The 20502-nt window shown below is 60.3% G+C and carries 19 protein-coding genes; 11 read left to right on the plus strand and 8 right to left on the minus strand.

The features are described 5' to 3' along the window. Positions 1-31: 31 nt before the first annotated feature. From FHW37_RS11360 to FHW37_RS11370, 3 genes are all read left to right on the plus strand, one after another. A complete protein-coding gene (locus FHW37_RS11360; protein ID WP_145637980.1) occupies positions 32-334 on the plus strand; it encodes a virulence factor in 303 nt (100 codons plus the stop codon). A gap of 65 nt (positions 335-399) precedes the next feature. After that, positions 400-1362 (plus strand): methyltetrahydrofolate cobalamin methyltransferase, encoded by a 963-nt coding sequence (locus FHW37_RS11365; RefSeq protein ID WP_145636319.1) that lies wholly within the window; start codon positions 400-402, stop codon positions 1360-1362. 11 nt (positions 1363-1373) lie between these two features. After that, positions 1374-3410: an ASKHA domain-containing protein gene (locus FHW37_RS11370; RefSeq protein WP_145636321.1), complete on the plus strand. Its 2037-nt coding sequence runs from the start codon at positions 1374-1376 to the stop codon at positions 3408-3410. Positions 3411-3413: 3 nt separating this feature from the next. Here FHW37_RS11370 and FHW37_RS11375 read toward each other — a convergent pair whose 3' ends face one another. Then, a complete protein-coding gene (locus FHW37_RS11375) occupies positions 3414-4352 on the minus strand; it encodes a LysR family transcriptional regulator (protein WP_432442847.1) in 939 nt (312 codons plus the stop codon). A 174-nt stretch (positions 4353-4526) separates the two neighbouring features. Between FHW37_RS11375 and FHW37_RS11380 the strand changes: the two genes are divergently transcribed. Then, positions 4527-4733, plus strand: a complete 207-nt coding sequence (locus FHW37_RS11380) for a hypothetical protein (RefSeq protein WP_145636326.1) — start codon at positions 4527-4529, stop codon at positions 4731-4733. A 213-nt stretch (positions 4734-4946) separates the two neighbouring features. After that, the gene (locus FHW37_RS11385; RefSeq protein WP_145636328.1) at positions 4947-5975 is read left to right on the plus strand and encodes a GlxA family transcriptional regulator; all 1029 of its coding nucleotides are present in this window, start codon (positions 4947-4949) and stop codon (positions 5973-5975) included. Positions 5976-6032: 57 nt separating this feature from the next. Here the strand turns inward: FHW37_RS11385 and FHW37_RS11390 are convergent, their stop codons facing one another. From FHW37_RS11390 to FHW37_RS11400, 3 genes are all read right to left on the minus strand, one after another. Next, complete coding sequence (locus FHW37_RS11390) at positions 6033-6641, minus strand: GGDEF domain-containing protein (protein WP_145636330.1); 609 nt, start codon at positions 6639-6641, stop codon at positions 6033-6035. Between the two features lie 18 nt (positions 6642-6659). After that, on the minus strand, positions 6660-7508 hold the full coding sequence (locus FHW37_RS11395; RefSeq protein ID WP_145636332.1) for a response regulator: 849 nt from the start codon (positions 7506-7508) through the stop codon (positions 6660-6662). Positions 7509-7702: 194 nt separating this feature from the next. Beyond that, the gene (locus FHW37_RS11400) at positions 7703-10159 is read right to left on the minus strand and encodes a mechanosensitive ion channel family protein (RefSeq protein WP_348642844.1); all 2457 of its coding nucleotides are present in this window, start codon (positions 10157-10159) and stop codon (positions 7703-7705) included. 175 nt (positions 10160-10334) lie between these two features. On the opposite strand from FHW37_RS11400, the gene FHW37_RS11405 reads away from it, so the two are divergent. Beyond that, positions 10335-10586, plus strand: a complete 252-nt coding sequence (locus FHW37_RS11405; RefSeq protein ID WP_145636334.1) for a GlsB/YeaQ/YmgE family stress response membrane protein — start codon at positions 10335-10337, stop codon at positions 10584-10586. Positions 10587-10643: 57 nt separating this feature from the next. On the opposite strand, the gene FHW37_RS11410 is transcribed toward FHW37_RS11405, so the two are convergent. The 3 genes from FHW37_RS11410 to FHW37_RS11420 all read right to left on the minus strand — a co-directional run bounded on the left by FHW37_RS11410 (position 10644) and on the right by FHW37_RS11420 (position 13251). Then, on the minus strand, positions 10644-11135 hold the full coding sequence (locus tag FHW37_RS11410; RefSeq protein ID WP_145636336.1) for a heme-degrading domain-containing protein: 492 nt from the start codon (positions 11133-11135) through the stop codon (positions 10644-10646). 82 nt (positions 11136-11217) lie between these two features. After that, on the minus strand, positions 11218-12606 hold the full coding sequence (locus FHW37_RS11415) for an FAD/NAD(P)-binding protein (protein WP_186458228.1): 1389 nt from the start codon (positions 12604-12606) through the stop codon (positions 11218-11220). 279 nt (positions 12607-12885) lie between these two features. Then, a complete protein-coding gene (locus tag FHW37_RS11420; protein WP_145636341.1) occupies positions 12886-13251 on the minus strand; it encodes a response regulator in 366 nt (121 codons plus the stop codon). A 325-nt stretch (positions 13252-13576) separates the two neighbouring features. On the opposite strand from FHW37_RS11420, the gene FHW37_RS11425 reads away from it, so the two are divergent. The 5 genes from FHW37_RS11425 (at position 13577) to FHW37_RS11445 (ending at position 19658) form a co-directional block, all read left to right on the plus strand. Then, positions 13577-14200, plus strand: a complete 624-nt coding sequence (locus tag FHW37_RS11425; RefSeq protein ID WP_145637982.1) for a YjbE family putative metal transport protein — start codon at positions 13577-13579, stop codon at positions 14198-14200. Positions 14201-14626: 426 nt separating this feature from the next. Next, positions 14627-15037: a hypothetical protein gene (locus tag FHW37_RS11430; protein WP_145636343.1), complete on the plus strand. Its 411-nt coding sequence runs from the start codon at positions 14627-14629 to the stop codon at positions 15035-15037. Positions 15038-15115: 78 nt separating this feature from the next. Then, positions 15116-17632 (plus strand): protein translocase subunit SecD, encoded by a 2517-nt coding sequence (gene secD, locus FHW37_RS11435; protein WP_145636345.1) that lies wholly within the window; start codon positions 15116-15118, stop codon positions 17630-17632. 108 nt (positions 17633-17740) lie between these two features. After that, entirely contained in the window at positions 17741-18181 is a 441-nt protein-coding gene (locus FHW37_RS11440) for a YqaA family protein (protein ID WP_145636347.1), read from the plus strand. Between the two features lie 106 nt (positions 18182-18287). Continuing rightward, positions 18288-19658, plus strand: coding sequence for an APC family permease (locus tag FHW37_RS11445; RefSeq protein ID WP_145636349.1), 1371 nt, complete (start codon positions 18288-18290; stop codon positions 19656-19658). Here FHW37_RS11445 and FHW37_RS11450 read toward each other — a convergent pair whose 3' ends face one another. Beyond that, entirely contained in the window at positions 19659-20276 is a 618-nt protein-coding gene (locus tag FHW37_RS11450) for an HAD-IA family hydrolase (protein ID WP_246690782.1), read from the minus strand. Between the last annotated feature and the right edge of the window lie 226 nt (positions 20277-20502).

The raw sequence follows: 20502 nt of genomic DNA on the forward strand, positions 1-20502 counted from the left end.
GCATGCTGGCGTGATCGGTACGGAGGAATTCATGGCAGACCGCATCATCGTCTACTGGCGCGACATCCCCGCTCAGGTGATCATCAAGAAGGGTCGCCAGAATGCGAAGCGGGAATTGTCGCTACGCTTTACCGAGGCGATAGACATGTGCGCCATGCGCACCGGCGCTGCCGAGACCGACGATTATCTCGCCGAATGGCGCAAGGCCGATCCGGTCCCGGTCTCCGACGATCTCGAAGCAGAAGCCGACACGGCCGCAGCGGAGCTGGAAGCTGCCTATGACAGGGAACGGCTGGTCGCGCTGGTCAAGGCCGGCGGCCGCGAAGCCGCCTGAGATCCGAACAGACATCCAAGAGAAGCCCCAATACACAACAAAGGGCCGCCCGGCCGGAGGAAGACATGACCCGCACGATCGTCGCATCCGCCACCCGAGAAATCATCATTGGCTTCGACCAGCCCTTCTGCGTCATCGGCGAGCGGATCAACCCGACGGGCCGCAAGAAGCTGGCGGCCGAGATGGTCGAGGGCAATTTCGATACGGTCATCAAGGATGCGCTGGAACAGGTCGCGGCCGGCGCCACCATGCTCGACGTCAATGCCGGCGTCACCTCCGTCAATCCGAACGAGACCGAACCGGGCCTGCTCGTCCAGACGATGGAAATCGTCCAGGGTCTGGTCGATGTGCCGCTGTCGATCGACAGCTCCGTCACCGCCGCGATCGAAGCAGCATTGAAGGTCGCTAAGGGCCGCCCGCTGGTCAATTCGGTGACAGGCGAGGAAGAAAAGCTCGAAGCCATCCTGCCGCTCTGCAAGAAATACGACGTGCCGGTCGTCGCCATCTCCAATGACGAGACGGGCATTTCCATGGACCCGGACGTGCGTTTCGCCGTCGCCAAGAAGATCGTCGAGCGCGCCGCGGATTACGGCATCAAGCCGCATGATATCGTCGTCGATCCGCTCGTCATGCCGATCGGCGCCCTCGGCTCCGCCGGTCTGCAGGTCTTTGCGCTGCTGCGCCGCCTGCGTGAAGAACTGAAGGTCAACACGACCTGCGGCCTCTCCAACATCTCCTTCGGCCTGCCGCACCGCCACGGCATCAATGCCGGCTTTATCCCGATGGTGATCGGCGCCGGCATGACCAGCGCCATCATGAACCCCTGCCGTCCCCAGGAAATGGAAGCCGTGCGCGCCGCCAACGTGCTGAACGGTACCGACCAGAACTGCGGCAACTGGATCATGACCTATCGTGATTACAAGCCTGCCGAAGGCGGCGCCGTAGCAGCAACTGCAGCACCCGCCGCTTCCAGCGGTCGTCGCGGCGGCCGTGCGGCCCGCGCGGGTGCTGGGGCACGGACGGAATAAGCAGACCCAGCATGGCCGATATTTCCGAAAGAGATCCCCTCGTCCTCTTCATGCCGTCCGGCAAGCGTGGCCGGTTTCCGGTTGGCACACAGGTTCTGGAAGCCGCCCGGCAGCTTGGCGTTTATGTCGAGAGCGTCTGTGGCGGTCGCGCCACCTGTGGGCGCTGTCAGGTCTCCGTGCAGGAAGGCAATTTTGCCAAGCACGGGATCACCTCGTCCGACGATCATCTTTCGCCCGTAGGACCGAAGGAAGAGCGCTATGACCGCGTCCGCGGCCTGCCCGCCGGACGCCGTCTCTCCTGTTCGGCGCAGATTCTTGGCGATCTCGTCATCGACGTGCCTCAGGATACGGTCATCAACGCCCAGGTCGTCCGCAAGGCGGCCGACGAGCGCGTCTTCGACCGCAATCCGGCAATCCGCATGTGTTATGTCGAGGTCGAGGAACCCGACATGGAAAAGCCGCTCGGCGATCTCGACCGGCTGAAAGTGGCGATCGCCACTGACTGGCATTTCGACGAGATCGAGGTCGATTTCCATCTGATCCCGGAAGTCCAAAAGATCCTGCGCAAGGGCGAGTGGAAGGTGACGGCCGCGATCCACCATGATCGCGGCGGCCTGCCCGCCCGCCTGGTTGCCCTTTATCCAGGCCTCAAGAACGAGGCCTATGGCATTGCCTGCGATATCGGCTCGACGACGATCGCCATGCATCTGTCCTCGCTCCTGTCGGGCCGCACGGTCGCCTCGTCCGGCGCCTCCAACCCGCAGATCCGCTTCGGCGAAGATCTTATGAGCCGCGTCTCCTATGTGATGATGAACCCGGACGGACGCGAGGCGATGACGCTCGCAGTCCGGGAAACGCTGAATGGCCTGATCGACAAGGTCTGCGCCGAGGGCGGCATTTCCCGCGCCGACATTCTCGACAGCGTCTTTGTCGGCAATCCGATCATGCACCACCTGTTTCTCGGCATCGATCCGACCGAGCTCGGCGGCGCACCCTTCGCGCTTGCCGTCTCCGGTGCCGTGGAAGTCAAATCTTCGGAAATCGGCCTGCCGATGAATGAAGGCACCCGCACCTATATTCTCCCCTGCATTGCCGGCCATGTCGGTGCCGATGCGGCGGCAGCAACGCTGTCGGAAGGCCCGCATCGCCAGGACGAGATGATGCTGATGGTCGATATCGGCACCAATGCCGAAATCGTGCTCGGCAACAGCACGCGCGTCGTTGCCGCCTCTTCGCCGACCGGCCCTGCCTTCGAAGGCGCGGAAATTTCCTCCGGCCAGCGCGCGGCACCCGGCGCGATCGAACGCGTCCGCATCGATCCCGTGACACTGGAGCCGCGTTTTCGCGTGATCGGCGTCGAGCCGTGGTCGGATGAGCAGGGTTTTGCCGAAGCGGCAAGCTCCGTCGGCGTGACCGGCATTTGCGGTTCCGGCATCATCGAGGTGATCGCCGAAATGTATCTCGCCGGCATCATCTCGGAAGACGGTGTCGTCGACGGCTCACTGGCCGAACGCAGCACCCGCATCCTGCCGAACGGCCGCACCTTCTCCTATCTTGTGCATGAAGGTCAGCAGAGCATTACTGTCACCCAGAACGACGTGCGTGCCATCCAGCTCGCCAAGGCGGCACTGTATGCCGGCGTAAAGCTGCTGCTCGACAAGCAGGGCGTCGATCATGTCGACCGCATCGGCCTTGCCGGCGCCTTCGGCACGTTCATCGATCCTAAATATGCGATGGTTCTCGGCCTCATTCCCGATTGCGACCTCGACAAGGTCAAGGCCGTTGGCAATGCGGCCGGAACCGGTGCGCGCATGTGCCTGCTCAACCGCGACTATCGCCGTGAGATCGAGGAGACCGTCACGCGGATCGAAAAGATCGAGACGGCGCTCGAATCGAAATTCCAGGAACATTTTGTGGCTGCGATGGCACTGCCCAACAAGGTCGATGCTTTTCCACATCTAGCCGCAGTCGTCACGCTACCAGAGAAGAAGGCAGGTGGCGGAGATACCGGCGACGGTGGCCGCCGCCGGCGCAGAAGCCGCGATTGATCCTCAGGCCGCAGCCGCGATCATCGATCCGAACGCATCCCGCATGCTTTCCGCCACGGCCTTGGCCGGCGCAGAAAGCTGCGGTGCGGTCAAAAGGCGGATGTCGAAGCTGATCAGCTCCGGCAACCCTTCCTTGGCGCCAAGAATCTGCATGTCTTCCGTTACGTATGAGCGCGGCAATGGCGCGATCGCCAGATCCGAAACCACGGCCGCGCGCTGCGCCATCGTATGGGCGCTGGCATAGGCGATGCGATAGGCACGCTTGATCTTGTCGATCTGCGCAATCGCATCCTGACGCCAGACGCAGCCCTCTTCCCAGACGGAAATCGGCAACGGATCGCGCAGATAAGCCGTGCCGCACTTCGCCCCGACCCAGACGAGCTTTTCCGTGTGGATCACCTCGCCGATCGTCGGAAACGGCCGTGTCGCGCAGTTGATCAGCGTCAGGTCGAGCCTCTGCTCCTCCATCCGCTTCCTGAGCTGCAGGCTCTGATCGACGGTGACATCGATCATGATGCTCGGAAAACTCTCGCCAAAGTCCTTGAGCAGTTTTGGCAGGATGCGCTCGGCAATGTCATCCGGCGCCCCCAGCCTGACGACACCCGACATTTCCGGCATGACGAAACGCGAATAGGCCTCGTTCGAAAGCGCAAGCATCCGCCGGGCATAGGATAAAAGCAGCTCGCCATTCTGCGTCAGCGTCACCGAACGGGCATCGCGCAGAAAAAGCGTCGTCTTCAGCTGCTCTTCGAGCTTCTTGATCTGCATGGAGACGGCGGACGGCGTGCGCAGCACCGCGTCGGCTGCGGTGGAAAAATTGCCTGTCTCGGCAATCGCCACGAAGGTCCGCAAAATGTCGTTATCGAGCAGCGGAAGCGGCGAACGAAACGGAACGGTCATGACCTTCTCCATCAAAAATTCTGAATTTAAAGACCATATCATTTCGTTTGATTGAAAGTCAAACACAACCCATATTAGCAAGCATCAGATGAAGAGCGCCACAAAGCGCAACAGAAATTCATAAGAGACATCACGTCCATCTGATTGATTGATGAATTGCCGGTGTTCATTCTCCCAGTCGGACATCGCGCATGGATACACCCAAGGAGAACTGCCATGACCATCATCACCCTTCGGGAAGGCGGCCGTCTGCCGGTCCAGGCTTCGTCCCCCTCCTATGGCGCAAAGCTGCATGCCGCCGCTCTGCGGTTGATCGACAACTGGAATCGCCGCAAGACGGAAAGGATGCTGGAAGGCCTCCCCGTTGACATCCGCAAGGATATCGGCTGGCCTGCCAGCGACGAAGTCACGCTGCGGCACTGATCGAATAAGCCCTGCCGGTTCCGGCTGCACTCTGCAACCGGACCGTGCAGGACGATCATTCGCCTCGTTAAAAAATGCCGCCCCTGCGACCTCCCCATGTCGCAAAAATGTAATCGGCCTGTCGTCAAAAGTCCTTCTCCGCCATCTTTTTCCATGGCAATGTCGTTTTTAAAGAAGACAGTCAGCAAATGACCGTCAAAGGGGAACGACGACATGGACGTAACAAGCAGAGGTCCGGGAAAGAAGCGCTCGCTGGTGTTTTTCCTGGTGCCGCATTTCACCATGCTGCCTTTCTCGGCTGCCGTCGAGACGCTGCGCATTGCAAACCGCATGCTCGGTTACGAAGCCTATTCCTGGCGGCTCTGTTCCGCCGATGGCGAGAAGGTTTACTCGTCGAGCGGTATCGGTATCGAAGTCAATTCCTCGCTCGCCGACGAGCGCCGCCATCTCGGTGGCGAGAACCGTCCTAACATGGTTCTCGTCTGTTCCGGCATCTATGTCGAGGAATTCCAGAACAAGTCGGTCAATGCCTGGCTGCGCGAGACCTATAATCGCGGCATCGCCGTCGGCAGCCTCTGCACAGGCGCCCATGTCTTGGCCCAGGCAGGCCTGCTGAACGGCAAGCGTTGCGCCATTCACTGGGAAAACCTGCCCGGTTTTGCGGAAGCCTTTCCGCAGGCTGAAGTTTATGCCGATCTCTACGAGGTCGACAGCAATCTCTACACCTGCGCCGGCGGTACCGCCTCGCTCGATATGATGCTGAACCTGATCGGCCAGGATTTCGGCGAGAACCTCGTTAACCGCGTCTGCGAGCAGCAGCTGACCGACCGCGTCCGCAACCCGCATGACCGCCAGCGCCTGCCGCTGCGAGCACGTCTCGGCGTACAGAACTCCAAGGTGCTGTCGATCATCGAGCTGATGGAAAACAATCTCGCCGAGCCGCTGTCTCTGGTAGAGATCGCCGACGATGTCGGCCTGTCGCGCCGCCAGATCGAACGCCTGTTCCGCCAGGAAATGGGCCGCTCGCCGGCTCGTTATTATCTGGAAATTCGCCTCGACCGCGCCCGCCACCTTCTCGTGCAGTCATCCCTGCCGGTCGTGGAAGTGGCGGTTGCCTGCGGCTTCGTTTCGGCCTCGCATTTTTCCAAATGCTACCGCGAAGTCTATAACCGCTCGCCGCAGCAGGAGCGCGCTGAACGCAAGCTGACGATGAACACGTCACGCACCGGCGTCGTCGTCTGATCGGGTTTTCGAAAGCGAGATAGCCATCGGCATGGAAATGCAGATGGCTATTTGTTATCAGTGCATCCCGGCCAGCATCGTGTGGTCGGAAAAGACCTGATTGCGGCCGTTGCACTTGGCCATGAACAGAAACTGTTCGGCGGCATTCAGATAGTTGTCGAACGTTTCCGGCCCATAGATTTCAGCAACGCCGATCGACACGGAAACGGCGACATCCGCATCACCCGCATTCACCGTGATCCCGGAAATATCCCGGCGCAGCGTCTCGCAGAATTCCGTCGCAGCAGCATCGTCGCAACGAACGAGCAGAAGGCCGAACTCTTCCTCGCCAAGGCGGGCGACGAGATAGGGCGTCCGGGCCACAGCCCCCTTCAGATGCCGCGCAATCGACGTGATAACCCGATCCCCGACATCCATGCAGTGACCGTCATTGATCCGCTGCAAGTGGTCGATATCAACGATCGCGACAGCCACAGGCTCGCCTGCCGCCAGACAAGCCTCAACGATGGGAGCAGCCTGGCGATAAAATTCCCTGAGCGTCGGAAGACCTGTCAGGCAATCTTCGGCAGGCGATCCGCCTGCCGTGAACGCGCCGGCCGTTTGCGATAACACGCCGCCAAGATCGGCACTCACGTCTCGCGGCAACTGGCTCTCGATATAAGGCATTGCAAAATTCCGCGATGATTACGCGACGTTCTTGACAGCCGGAGCTGCCTTCTTGGAGCTGTGCGACCAGATCTGGATCAGCGTGTCGAGGTTCTGGTTGACGCGGCAATAGAATTCCTCGTCGATGAACGGACGCAGCATGAAGTCGTTGCCGCCGGCCTTGAGGAAACGCGCCGTCAGAAGCCGGTCGGAAGAAGACGAGACGCCGATGATGCGCAGCTCATGCGAACCGCGGACCGAGCGGATGCGACGGGTCAGTTCGAAACCATCGATATCCGGCATGTTGTAATCGGTGACGACCAGGCCGATATCCGGGCTCTTCTTGAGGATTTCCAGCGCCTTGGCGCCGTTCTCGGCAACGCTGACGCGGAAATTGTAGCGCTTCAGGCGGCTCGAAAGCAGAGCGCGCGCCGTCGGGCTGTCATCGACGATCAGCACATGGTGGCGATGGTTGGTAAGGAAGCGGCAGACCGATTCCGCCAGCATCTCGACCGCAAAGACATTGTCCTTGAGAATGTAATCGACGATGTCCTTGGCGAGCAGCTTGTCGCGGGTTTCCGCGTGAAAGGTGCCGGTAAAGACGATGGTCGGGATCGACAGATCAACGAGATATTCAAGTGCCTCGCCGTTTTCGGCGCCCGGCAGGTTGATGTTGGAGATCGCAAGGGTGACCGGATCGGTCGAGCGGTCATAAGCCAGCTGCAATTCCTCGAAATTGCGGCAGATCTCGACCTCGATGCCGAACAGCTCCTTCATGCGCGTTCCGATCATCGACGTGAAGACGTTCGAGTCCTCGGCAAGCAATATTCTCGAACCCGCCAAAGACTCGCCTGCATACTGCATGCCAGAAATACCGAGGAATGCCATGGATACCCCTACCCTGATGATACTGTCCCTATGCAAGTATCTCTAGAGCAAACGATTTGCAGAACCGTTAATCGCGGCGGCGATTTCTGTATATATATCAACGGCCACGTACGAGCCGTCGATCAAGGTCAATGATCTCTTACTTGACAGCCCGACTTACATGACTTGTTTTTTACAGTCCGGTCACAGTCGTATCATGCGCCGCCACGCATATCCGCGTCTTCATCTGCCGATATCGGCTTTCCACGATGGAAAACGATCTCCTGCTGCGGGAACGGGATTTCGATATGCTCCTCGCGAAAACGCTTGAGGATGGCGATCCTGAGGTTGTTGCGGATCCGCAATCCGTCACCCATGTCGGCGAGATGGAAGCGCAGCTCGAAATTCAGCGCCGAGGCACCGAAGCTCAGGAATTCCACATGCGGCTCGGGGTTGCGCAGCACTTCCGGGATCTGGTCGACGAGCTCCAGAAGAATATCCATCACCTTCTGCGGATCGGAATCATGGCTGACCGAGATCGGCACTTCCGAGCGGCCGATCCTGTTGCGATGGGTCCAGTTGCCGACCGGCGAGTTGATGAGGTCGGAATTCGGCACGATGATCGACTGCTTGCGGAAGGTTTCGATCTCCGTCGCACGCACGGAGATGCGCTTGACGATGCCTTCATTGGCGCCGGTCACGACATGGTCGCCGACCTTGAACGGCCGTTCAACGAGCAGGATCAGGCCGGAGACGAAGTTCGACACGATGTTCTGCAGACCGAAACCGATACCGACCGAGAGGGCCGAGGCGACGAGCGCGAAGCTCGACAGGTTGATGCCCGCCGCCGAGACGCCAACGATCACGGCCAAGCCCACGCCGAGATAACCGATGCCGGTCTTGACCGAGTTGCGCACGCCGAGATCGACCTGGCTGCGCGCCATGACATTGCCGTCGACCCATTTCTGAACCCAGCGAGTGACGATGTAACCGAGCGCAAAGAGCAGGACGCCGCCGAAAATGCCGACGATCGAGATCGAGACATTGCCGATCCGGATTTCGGTGAAGAAGCGGAAGAACCAGCTCTCGATATCGGCGGGCTGAAAGCCCCAGGTCAGAAGAATAAGCGGAATGCCGAACAGCAGTGCGACCGCATAGATGCTGAGACCGGCAACAAGACCCGTCTGGTCGAGCGCAACTTCGCTGAAATGCCGCTTCTCCGCCAGGCGTCGGCCGATCGTGGTATTCTTGAACGCGCCCTGCTTGGAAATCGCCTTGCCCGAGAGGAAGCCGAGATAGACCAGCACGGCGACGGCGCCGGTCAGGACGATCTGGGTCGAGACGAAGCGCGCAAGGCCGACATAGCCGGTCAGCACGGCGAAGATCAGCAGGCCGCCCGCGACACGAAGCAGGATCGAAAACACCCGCGGCCAGGCATGGCCGGCCGAATCCGGATCTTCATCTTCATTCAGCCTCGGCCGCACGAAGGAGATCGCGATCAGAATCAGGCCGACGATCACGGAAGCGATCAAGCTCTTGGCGATCGTCAGCACCAGCGGCGAGCTCAGGGCGATGCTGATGGCGCCGAGCAGATAATCGAGGCTGTTGACGACGGCCATGACGAGAACGGCAACCGTCAGCAGCCAGGCGCCCCTGTTGGTGATGCGCACCAGCCGCCATTCCGGCTCGCCAGGTGCCAGCACGCCATAGGTCAGCTTCCAGACGAAGGAAATGAACCAGATGAAGCCGAACAGGGTCGCGATGATCGGCGCGATATCCGGCCTCAGAACATTAAAGCCGTCCAGGAAAAGATAGGACGAGACGAGAAACGCCGCGACCGACACTGTCTGCACGACCGTCGACCAGAAGGCGACCGACAGCCGCCGGATATAGGATGTATCGCCACCACCATTGCGGCGAAGAAAGCGGCCAAAGATCCGGTAACCGCCCGACAGAAAAATCATCGCCGCGCCGAGCGAAAGCGCGATCGCGCCGAGAAGCTGCCAAGCCTTGAACCGCAGCACGAAGCTGATCCAGCTACCGAAGGTCGAGCCGAAATTGCCGACCTCGGCCACAAAGGCAGTGCCCGCATCCTGGAAAAGATCACCGCTCAGTTCCGTATGACGGAACAGCGTCTGGGCGAACAGGGTGCGGCGCAGGTTGGTAATGCTGTTGGCGAGATGCGTCGCGCTGTTGGAAAGGCTGTTGGCGTCGTCGACGATCAGGTTGAGTTCCGAGCGTTCGTTCTCGAGCTTGGAGCGCTCCTCGACCACGGCCGGCGCCTCGGCCGGTTGGCCTGCGGCCGGTGGCTCGCCGAGGCTGGTGAGCCGCGCCTGGATCTGCTCGACACGCGCCTTCATCGATTCCGAGGCTTCCCGCATGGCAGCGACGATGTCCTCGGCCTGCGCCCGCAGTTGCGCAAGCTTGGCGTCGTCCTGGGAATCGTCGTTGAGCCGGGACTGGAAGCGCGAAAGCTGCTGCTTGATCGCGTCCATCTTCGATTTCATCTGCTGATTGATCGAATCGACCGTCACCTTGGCATCCGGCCCAGCCTGCTGCGCCAGCACGGCCGATGGCATGACCGAAAGCATGCAGCTTGCCGCCACGATCATGACCAGGAAAGCAATACGCAAGGACTGCATTGCGCGCGGAAGGAAGCCGGAAATATGCACGTTCGCCAATTCTCTACTCTTCGCTCGAGATCAGGATTCGGCGCGAAAATAGAGACAGTTCAAGGCGAAGAAAAGGACGCCTCAAGGATTAAGGAGGCACTCAGATGCAATTGCCAAGGAACCTTGGAACATTTTTGACGTTACCAGCCGTCAGTTCAACAGCGAGGGTAAGGTCATGGAAGACGCAGGCATCGGCTGGATCGCAGCCATCATCATCGGCGGCATTGCCGGCTGGCTCGCCGAACAGTTCATGAAGAGCAATATGGGCATCTTCATGAACATCATTTTGGGCATTGTCGGCGCGATCGTCGCCAATGCCATTCTCGGCGTGTTCGGCGTCGTGCTTGGCGGCTGGATCGGTTATCTCATCGCCGGCTTCATCGGCGCATGTATCCTGATCGCGGTCGGCCGCATGATCCGCCGATAATTCGGCATCCCAGGCAGACGATTTTCAAGCGGCGGGATTCTCATGGAGGCTCGCCGCTCAGTCCATCTGGAATTCCGCATTATTCCTGTCGAGCAGAATGCAAAGCGCATCGATGACGACACGGTGATCATCCCGCTGCGGCAAGCCGGACACGGTCACCGCACCGATGCAGCCGACATTTCGGACCTTGATCGGAAAACTGCCGCCGTGCGCCGCGTATTCCGCGGAAGGCAGGCCGAATTTTTCCTCAAGCGAGGTCTCCTGCTTTTCGAGCTTGCGGCCGATCCCATAGCTCGAATGGAAGAAACGCAGGACGAGATTGCGCTTGCGGCGAACCCAGAATTCATTGTCAGGCGAAGAACCGGGAAGAGCGGCGTAAAAAGCCGGCATCGAATGCAGCCGGACATCGAGTGCAACCGGCAGATTCTGCGCATGCGCCATGTTTCGTAGAAGCGACCCGAGGTCCCAGGCGTCGCTCAGATCGAACCGGTCGAATACCAGCTCCGCCTCCTGATAAGCGATCTTTGCAATATCGTCTTCGATCGTCACGGCACGCTCCTCTACCTTCTACAGGACGTCATTGATCGCAATGACCGTCAGGAAAGTAAAGGCGTGTGCTGCAACGGTTTTATCAGGCTCTCTGCGCCGCGCGCGGCAATGCCTTTGCCACTTCATCGGCAATGACGACAGAGAGATCCTGTGCCTGCGCACGGATATCCGGCACCGCGGTGATTTCCCAGAATTGCCCCGCCGTCAGCGCACCAACCGCATAGACACCCGCCTGACGCCCGCCATCCGGACCGAGAACCTGCGACCGCTGATCGACGCAGATACCGAGCCCGAGTGGATCGGTTGCCAGCATGCCACCGTCGCGCATCGCCTGCAGAAGCGGTGAATGAGCAATGCCTGCCCGTTCCATACCCGTACAATTGACGACCCAATCGGCACTCAGGGAAGCAGACACGTCGGTACCCCGCGGCCGGTAATCGATACGGCAGCGATCACCCTCACCCGTCATGCCCTTGATATAACCGGCATGAACAGAAACCGTACCATCCTCGACCAGCGCGCCGAAACGGGCGGCGACCTCGGGCGCGATCCGGTGGCGATGAATATTCCACCAGGCAAAACCATGACGGAGAAAACGGGACCGCTGCTCGCGTGTCAGGCTTTGCCACAGAGCCTGTGTCTGCGGCCGCAAGCCGTCGACAACCGCGCGCCAAGGTGCACCCTGCTTTACCTGCTGGCGCATGGCACGGAGCAGGCCGCTGATATCTCCGCTATTGGGCAGAACCGGCGGCTCGGGCGTTTCCCGTCTCGCCAGGTGCCCGTGTGGCACAAGTCCACGGCGCGAAAGAACGCTGATCCGGCCACGATGTCCGTGTTCCCGCAGCGACAGGACCTGATCGATCATGGTCAATCCCGAGCCGAGAATACAGATCTCGTCATCGGGCCTGACCCGCGAAAGCCATCCAAGCCGCCAGGGATTTTCGATCACGCGTTCGCGCGACCGCAACGGAAGTTCCGCCGCAGCGGCAGGAAGTCCTGCACTGCCGACGCCGAGCGCCAGAACCACATTCGATGCCCGCAGCATCGTACCGCTGTCGAGATTGAAGACGAGTTCGCTCCCCTCGCGCCGTGTGCAGCAGATCGCCTTCGCCTTGATGAAATCGACATCCGCACGCTGCCTGTTGCGCAGAAGCGCTGCGAGCGTATCGCGCAGATAAAGCCCGTAATCGGCGCGACAGGCGAAATCCTCGGCAAAGACAGGCTTGCCATTGCGCCGCAGCCAATCGACGAAATCATTGGGCTTGTCGGGAAACATGCTCATCCGCGCTGCCGGCACATTGAGCCGGTGCAGATGGAATTCCGTGCGATAGGCCGTTCCCCGACCAAAACCGGGGTCATCCCCCACGACTGCGATACAGGCCGATGGCGGCAGAGTGCGCAGCAGATTGATGGTCAGGGCGATTGCCGAAAATCCGGCTCCGACGATCACGACGTCATAGGTCACGTGCACACTCCTCATCCCGCTTGGTAAAAGGCCGCATTGAAACCGGGCATCGAGTCTTGAGACCGGTCATTCGCAATCACTACCAGACTAATAGAGATTGAACGCGAGTAAAGGGATTTGTGCCGGGGCCGATTGGCAATGCCGCATCGGCGCGCATGCAGGGCAGGAACAGCAAGGCTTTTCCCGAATATTCGCAAAACCTCATTTCCGGCTCCTCCAGCTCTGGCTGGCAGGTAAACCGGATTGACGATCATCGGTTCCCTCGATCGCCTCGAGGCAAGGCGATCAGGCCGCCAGTTCGTAGATCGCCGTCAGCAGGGCATCATGCTGATAGGGTTTTGGCAGAAAGATCGTATTCGCCGGCAACAGGGCCGGATCGAGATTGACGACACCCGAGGTGATGATGATCGCCATGCTCGGGCGAATGGCCCTGATCCGCCGCGCCAGCTGGATTCCGTCGATAGAACCCGGCATGTCGACATCGGTGAAAAGCACGCCGATCTCATCGTGATTGCGAAACAGCACCATGGCCTCGTCGGCATTGCCGGCCTCGAAAACCAGATGCCCGACATCTTCCAGAGCATCCAGTGTCGAAAAGCGGATCAGCGGCTCGTCCTCGACAATCAGAACGGCAGGTTTCTGCGGCGCCATGAAAATCTCCCAACAGATAAGAAGGCAGTTTTCGCATTCATGCGAATCGCCCACATCCACCACGGTTGCAGCCATGCAACACGATATAGGCGCGATATATGAAAGCCTCTTCGTCCCGGCAAGGCATCGCGAGGCATGGCTGCACCGCGCTGTGGTTGATCTTTTGCCCCATCGGAGCACCGGAAATTCCAGGAGATCACGCAATTGCACGCAGCGGGCGAAGAATTGATGTCAAATCGTCGCACCGAAAGGCTTGTCGGAACACACAAAGACGTGAATAGAAGGAAATCCCACCTCTTCAATCCATATCGGGTCCGTATTCATGATGGAACTTTTTACGGCAGCGGGCTTGGCGGCACTCGTCGAGGTCATTGCGATCAACCTCGTGCTCTCCGGCGACAACGCCATCGTCATCGGCCTTGCTGCGGCCGGCCTTCCTGAAAATATCCGGCAGAAGGCGATCCTGTTCGGCATCATCGCGGCAACCGTGCTGCGATTGATCTTTGCCGCCGTCACCTCCTATCTGCTCGGCATTGTCGGGCTTCAGCTTCTCGGCGGCCTTCTGCTTGCCTGGGTCTGCTGGAAGATGTGGGGGGAATTGCGTGCCCATGACGCCGTCAGTGCCGAAGACCAGCTCGAAGCCGCCGCCAAAAACCAGCCCCAGAAGACTTTCCTTCAGGCTGCCATGCAGATCGTCGTCGCCGACGTTTCCATGTCGCTCGACAACGTTCTTGCCGTCGCCGGTGCCGCTCAGGAACATTCGACCGTATTGATCATCGGCCTCATCGTGTCGATCGCGCTGATGGGTGTTGCCGCCAACTTCGTCGCAAAGCTTCTCAACCGCTACCGCTGGATCGCCTATCTCGGCCTTGCAGTCATTGTCTATGTGGCGATCACTATGATCTATCACGGCTTTGTCGAAGTACTGCCGCTGATACAGTCGGCCTGAAGCATTTATCTAGATAAGAAGTAACTCAATAAGACCCCGCAGATCTAGACAGACTGCGGGGCTTTTTCTTTCCCGCTTCCGGACAATATGTCCGCGACTGAAACACCATTTTAAACCTTCTTCACCATCAGCTTCACTTTCACTGGATCGCGGCGACAACGCGATTGAACCGGTTTCGAAACCGCCGCTACTTGAACCTCAGCCGGCATGAAGCCGGTTAGGGGCTCGCGGACCCACTACTCGAGAGAGTTGGTGAGCCCCGTCCTGAATTCCTACTCGGGCGAGATCCGGCACGGAATTCGGACACAAGGACGGGAAAGGCCCGGCTCAAGACTTCATTGACCATGGCAGACCACTCCTTTAGAAGCGGGCATTCTTCCGAAGCAGGCACTTCGGCTTACGTGAACGATCCGGAGCGGGTTTGGGATGGCAGTGTTTCCAGGGGAAGCACTTGAGGTGACGCAGAACGCGCAGGAAAAAGCCCTGTCGCGCTGGTCCGTCCTTGCCGCAGCTCTTCTGATCGCGATGATCGGCCTGTTTTCGGTCGGCACCCGTGAAAGCCAGGCCGAACGCAGCGTTCATTCTTCCAACAAGGCCGACGGTCAGCAGATTTCGCGACGCGATCCGATACGCGCGATCGTTGTTCTGGAACGGCGCGATGCCGGCGCAAACCATTGGCAGAATGCCGATGCTGCCGCACCGCCCGCCGCCTGGTCCACTGCATTTTCGGCCTTCAAGCTCGCCAAGCCGGCGACAATCGCCTTTGTCAGAAGCCCGACCGATTTCTGGCCCGCCCCCCTGCCCCGCGCGCCGCCTTGCCCGGAAGCTGTCATCTGACGCACCTGACGACTTGAAAAGCATATCTGCCCGTGACCGCCGACGCTGCGTGACCTGGGCCAAGCAGGATTGATAGACATGAGAAATTCCCGTTGGCTGGTGGCGACCTACGCCATCGTCATCTTTATCGGCATTCTGATTGCCTTGCCGAATGCGGTCCCGCAATCGGTGCTCGACCGCATGCCGTCCTGGCTGCCGCATAGCCGCGTTTCGCTTGGTCTCGACCTCCGCGGCGGCTCGCACCTCGTTCTCGAAGTAGATCGTGCCGATCTGATCAACGAACGCGTCCAGAGCCTGCTTCAGGAAAGCCGCCGCATCCTGCGCGAAAAGAACATCCAGACCTCGGCAATCCGCCGCGCTGGCGACGCGGTTGTCGTGACGCTGCGTGATCCGGCCCAGCGCGCCCAGGCCGTGACCGAGCTGCAGACGCTGTCCAACCCGATCACCACCACGACCTCGGTCGGCGCAAGCGATCTCGCGATCTCCACGCCGAGCGACAATTCGATTTCGATCGCCCAGACCGAAGCCGGCATCAACGCCCATATCACCGGCGCCGTCGAGCAGAGCCTTGAAATCATCCGCCAACGTATCGACCAGGTCGGCGTTGCCGAACCGACGATCCAGCGCATCGGCTCCGACCGCGTCCTGGTCCAGCTGCCGGGCGAACAGGATCCGACCCGCCTGCGCCAGCTGCTTGGCTCCACCGCCAAGATGAGCTTCCACCTTCTCGGCGACCAGGGCCAGCCCGGCGTCACCATGCTGTCGGACGAGCGCGGCAACCAGTATCCGGTTCTCGATCGCGTCGAACTCTCGGGCGACCGCCTGACCGATGCGCGCGCCGCCTTCGACCAGCAGTCCCGCCAGCCGATCGTCACCTTCCGCTTTGACACCGCCGGTGCCGCACGCTTTGCGCAGATCACACAGGCCAATGTCGGCAAGCCCTTTGCCATCGTTCTCGACAACAAGGTTTTGAGCGCGCCAGTCATCCAGACGCCGATCACCGGCGGTTCGGGCCAGATTTCGGGCAGCTTCACGCCTGAAGAAACCACGACGCTCTCGGCCCTGCTGCGCGCCGGCTCGCTGCCGGCCAAGCTGACGGTCATCGAAGAGCGCACGGTTGGTGCCGACCTTGGCGCCGACGCGATCCAGATGGGTATCTATACCGGTCTGATCGGCCTCGTCCTCGTCATCGCCTTCATCTTCGCGCTCTACGGCACTTGGGGTCTCCTTGCCAATATCGCGCTGATCATCCACACGATCCTGACCTTCTCGGCCCTGACCCTGGTCGGCGCAACGCTGACCCTGCCGGGTATCGCCGGTATCGTTCTCGGCATCGGTCTTGCGGTCGACGCGAACGTTCTGATCAACGAACGTATCCGCGAAGAATCGCGCAAGGGCAAAAGCGCCTTTGCTGCGATCGACACCGGCTTCAACCGCGCCTATTCGACGATCATCGACGGCAATGTTACCGCCCTGATCGCCGCCGCCATCCTCTTCTACTTCGGCTCCGGCCCGGTCCGTGGCTTCGCGGTCACGATGGCGCTCGGCCTGATCATCTCCATGTTCACCTCGGTCGCCTTCGTCCGCGTTTCGATGATCGCGCTTGCCGGCCGCATGAAGATGAAGACGATCAACATCCGTCCGCTCATCCCGTTCAACCCCTACGACAAGCACATCCAGTTCATGAAGGCGCGCTTCTTCGGCGTGGGCGTTTCCGCCCTCCTGTCGCTCGCCTCGGTCGTGCTGTTCTTCCATCCGGGCCTCAATTACGGCGTCGACTTCCGCGGCGGCATCCAGATGTCCGTCCGCACGCAAGGGACGGCCGATCTCGCAAAGTTCCGCGAAGGCCTGAATACGCTCGGCCTTGGTGAAATCACGCTGCAGTCCTTCGGTGATGCCAACAGCCTGCTTGTCCGCGCCCAGCGCCAGGAAGGCGGCGAGGAAGCGCAGACCGCAGCCGTCACCAAGCTGAAGGATGAAGTCGTCAAGATCGATCCGACGGCAACCGTGTCGGGCACCGACGTCGTCGGTCCGAAGGTTTCCGGCGAACTCCAGACGGCAGGCTTCCTGTCGGTCTTCATCGCCAGCGTCGCGATGCTGATCTATATCTGGGTCCGCTTCGAATGGCCCTTTGCGGTCGGCGCCATCATCACGCTGGTGCTTGATATCACCAAGCTGATCGGCTTCTTCGCGATTACGGGCCTCGACTTCAACCTGACGGCCATCGCAGCAGTCCTGACGATGGTCGGCTACTCGGTCAACGACAAGGTCGTGGTCTACGACCGCATGCGTGAAAACATGCGGCTCTACAAGTCGATGCCGCTGCGCGAACTGATCGACAAGTCGATCAACGAAACCCTGGCACGAAGCATCTATACCAACGCGACCGCCTTCCTGGCGCTTGTACCGATGGCGATCTGGGGCGGCAGTGCCGTTGCCAGCTTCGCGATCCCGATGGTGTTCGGCATTCTCGTGGCCGGTGCATCGTCGATCTTCATCGCAGCACCGATCCTGCTCTTCCTCGGCGACTGGCGCACCCGCCACCGCGCCCACAAGCCGGAAGCGACGGACGACAAGCAGGTTACCAAGGCCTGATCCAGGGTTACCGATAATGAGAAAAGGGCGGACCGGTTTCCGCCCTTTTTCATATTGCCGGAACCTTACGTTCCGGCGCGCTTAGCATCATCTGCTGAAAGCTAGAGAATGGTCGATCTCGCCGCCTATGCCGGGTTGTTCGCTGCGGCCTTCATCGCAGCCACACTGCTTCCGATGCAGTCGGAAGCGGTTCTGGTCGCCATGATCCTCAGTGATCATTATTCGCTGGCAGCCCTCGTCCTGACGGCCTCAATCGGCAATACGCTTGGAGCCGCGGTCAACTGGCTGCTCGGCCGCTACATCGAAACCTTTCGCGAAAAACGCTGGTTTCCCGTTGGCCCGCAAAAGCTCGAAAAGGCGCAAAACTGGTATCGCCGTTATGGCAGATGGTCGCTTCTGTTCAGCTGGCTGCCGATCGGCGGCGATGCTCTCACCGTCGTTGCCGGCGTGCTGAAAGAGCCGTTCTGGATCTTCCTTGCTCTGGTCTTCATCGGCAAGGCCGCCCGCTATGCGGTACTGGCTGCCGCAACGCTCGGCATTGTCGGCTGACGTTACGGCAGGCTTGCGCCCAACGAAACTCGCGTCCCGGTCTGGAACATTCGGCCGCCGCTTCCATTGAGAATGGCAGGAATGTCAGTGCGATGGAGGAACCGCGATGACGGACAGGATCGAAAAGGCCGGGATCACCCAACCGACGGGAGAGACGCCGGAACTGAAACGGGTGATGGGGCCGGGCCTGCTGCTGCTCTTCATCATCGGTGACATTCTCGGTACCGGCATCTATGCGCTGACCGGACAGGTGGCCGCCAAGGTCGGTGGTGTCGTCTGGCTGCCTTTCCTGATCGCCTTTATCGTCGCGCTCCTGACCGCCTGCAGCTATCTCGAACTGGTAACAAAATACCCCAAGGCCGCCGGTGCCGCGCTCTACACGCACAAGGCTTTCGGCGTGCATTTCATCACCTTCCTCGTGGCTTTTGCGGTCATGTCCTCCGGCATCACGTCGGCGGCCACGGCATCCCGTGCCTTCGCCTCGAACTTTTCCGCGACCATCGGCCTTGATCTCGGCAGTTTCGGCGTCCCGCTGATTGCGGTCGGCTTCATCGCTCTGGTGGCTGCGATCAACTTTCGCGGGGTCGGCGAAAGCGTCAAGATGAACGTCGTCCTTACCATGGTCGAGGTCACCGGTCTTCTCATCATCATCGGCATTGGCCTTTGGGCGATCGCTGGCGGACAGGGCGATTTTTCGCGCGCATGGACATTTGCAACGCCGGAGGGTTCCGGAACATTCTGGCCCGTCGTCGCCGCAACCGGCCTCGCCTTTTTCGCCATGGTCGGTTTCGAGGATTCCGTCAACATGGCCGAGGAATGCAAGGAGCCGAGCCGGCTTTTCCCGAAAGTCCTGCTGACCGGTCTTGCCATCACCGGCGTGATCTATGTCCTCGTCGCGATCTCGGCGATCACGCTGGTACCGGCCGATCAGCTTGGCGAAGGCGAAACGCCGCTTCTGAAGGTCATCCAGGCCGGCGCACCCGCCTTCCCGATCGGTATCTTCGCCGTCATCACCATGTTCGCCGTCGCCAATTCGGCACTGATCAACATGATGATGGCAAGCCGGCTGATCTACGGCATGGCGCGCGAAGGCGTCGTGCCGGAAATGCTCGGCAAGGTCCATGCCGGCCGCCGCACGCCTTATGTGGCGATCATCTTCACGTCGCTGCTGGCCGTCGCCCTCATCCTGTTTGCCGGCGGTGTCCCGGCGCTGGGCGGCACGACGGCACTGCTTCTGCTCTGCGTCTTTGCCATCGTCAATGTCGCCGTACTGGTGCTGCGCAAGGACAAGGTCGAGCACAAGCATTTTCGCACGCCGACCGTGCTGCCTGTACTCGGCACAATCTCCTGCGTTTTCCTGGCAGGCCCTTGGGCCGGGCGTGACCCGATCCAATACGCCATCGCCGCCTGCCTCATCGGCCTCGGTGTCATCCTGTGGCTGGCAACGATACGGTTGATGCGGACGGCAGAAGCCTGATCAGGCTTTCGCAACAATCGAGATCGCGCCGTCTGCATCGACATGCGGCGCGACCTGCAGATAATTCCGAATGCGGAAATGACCGCCTTCGACCGGATGCGAATGGGTTTCGGTGATCACCATCACCTCGGCACCAGACGCCTCGCCGGCCTTAATCCCGGCAGACACATCCTCGAACACCATGACATCGGAAGACGCGAAACCCAGCCGCTGCGCGCCGAGCTTATATCCCTGCGGATCCGGTTTGCCGACGGTCACGTCTTCCGCGGTAACGAGATGGCGCGGCTGCGGCAGGCCGGCTGCAGCCAGTCGTGCCCTCGCCAGTTCGAGCGGTGAGGAAGTAACGATGCCCCATTGCTCCGGCGGCAGTGCCGCCAGGAACTCGGCCGCGCCGGGGATCGGCACGACCCCTTCCAGATCCTCGATCTCTCCGCGAAGAATCTTTTCCGCCTCGACTGCCGGATCGACGCCCGGAAGGTTCAGCGAGGTGATCGTATCGATGCCGCGCTTGCCATGCATGAAGGGCAGGAATTTTTCGACATCGAGCCCCTGTGCCTCCGCCCAGCGGCCCCAGACCCTTTCGGCCGCCGCAATCGAATTCAGGATCGTGCCATCCATGTCGAAGAGAAAGCCGCGATAGGAGCGGGTCGGCAGGACGGGATTTTCGGATGCGGAAGAAGACAAGGCGGGCTCCTGAACAGGCCGTCCGGAATCGGACATCAAAACTCTTGTGCCCCTTCCGAGTAAACGCTGCGGCCGGCCGATGCAATCACTGCTTCCGTTGCGTGACGATAACCGATAGCCGGCTTTCCAGTCTCTTGCCGCTGCGCTAGAACTGAAACAT

The sequence above is a fragment of the Neorhizobium alkalisoli genome, assembly GCF_007829835.1.
In the GTDB taxonomy this organism is placed as follows: domain Bacteria; phylum Pseudomonadota; class Alphaproteobacteria; order Rhizobiales; family Rhizobiaceae; genus Neorhizobium.

Excerpts from the sequence above, each read along its gene's own strand:
- FHW37_RS11440 (WP_145636347.1), top strand. The coding sequence starts at position 17,741 with ATGGTCGATCTCGCCGCCTATGCCGGGTTGTTCGCTGCGGCCTTCATC.
- FHW37_RS11450 (WP_246690782.1), bottom strand. The coding sequence starts at position 20,276 with ATGGATGGCACGATCCTGAATTCGATTGCGGCGGCCGAAAGGGTCTGG.
- FHW37_RS11360 (WP_145637980.1), top strand. The coding sequence starts at position 32 with ATGGCAGACCGCATCATCGTCTACTGGCGCGACATCCCCGCTCAGGTG.
- FHW37_RS11365 (WP_145636319.1), top strand. The coding sequence starts at position 400 with ATGACCCGCACGATCGTCGCATCCGCCACCCGAGAAATCATCATTGGC.
- FHW37_RS11385 (WP_145636328.1), top strand. The coding sequence starts at position 4,947 with ATGGACGTAACAAGCAGAGGTCCGGGAAAGAAGCGCTCGCTGGTGTTT.
- FHW37_RS11420 (WP_145636341.1), bottom strand. The coding sequence starts at position 13,251 with ATGGCGCCGCAGAAACCTGCCGTTCTGATTGTCGAGGACGAGCCGCTG.
- FHW37_RS11395 (WP_145636332.1), bottom strand. The coding sequence starts at position 7,508 with ATGGCATTCCTCGGTATTTCTGGCATGCAGTATGCAGGCGAGTCTTTG.
- FHW37_RS11445 (WP_145636349.1), top strand. The coding sequence starts at position 18,288 with ATGACGGACAGGATCGAAAAGGCCGGGATCACCCAACCGACGGGAGAG.
- FHW37_RS11370 (WP_145636321.1), top strand. The coding sequence starts at position 1,374 with ATGGCCGATATTTCCGAAAGAGATCCCCTCGTCCTCTTCATGCCGTCC.
- FHW37_RS11390 (WP_145636330.1), bottom strand. The coding sequence starts at position 6,641 with ATGCCTTATATCGAGAGCCAGTTGCCGCGAGACGTGAGTGCCGATCTT.
- secD (WP_145636345.1), top strand. The coding sequence starts at position 15,116 with ATGAGAAATTCCCGTTGGCTGGTGGCGACCTACGCCATCGTCATCTTT.
- FHW37_RS11430 (WP_145636343.1), top strand. The coding sequence starts at position 14,627 with ATGGCAGTGTTTCCAGGGGAAGCACTTGAGGTGACGCAGAACGCGCAG.
- FHW37_RS11405 (WP_145636334.1), top strand. The coding sequence starts at position 10,335 with ATGGAAGACGCAGGCATCGGCTGGATCGCAGCCATCATCATCGGCGGC.
- FHW37_RS11425 (WP_145637982.1), top strand. The coding sequence starts at position 13,577 with ATGGAACTTTTTACGGCAGCGGGCTTGGCGGCACTCGTCGAGGTCATT.
- FHW37_RS11380 (WP_145636326.1), top strand. The coding sequence starts at position 4,527 with ATGACCATCATCACCCTTCGGGAAGGCGGCCGTCTGCCGGTCCAGGCT.
- FHW37_RS11375 (WP_432442847.1), bottom strand. The coding sequence starts at position 4,352 with ATGATATGGTCTTTAAATTCAGAATTTTTGATGGAGAAGGTCATGACC.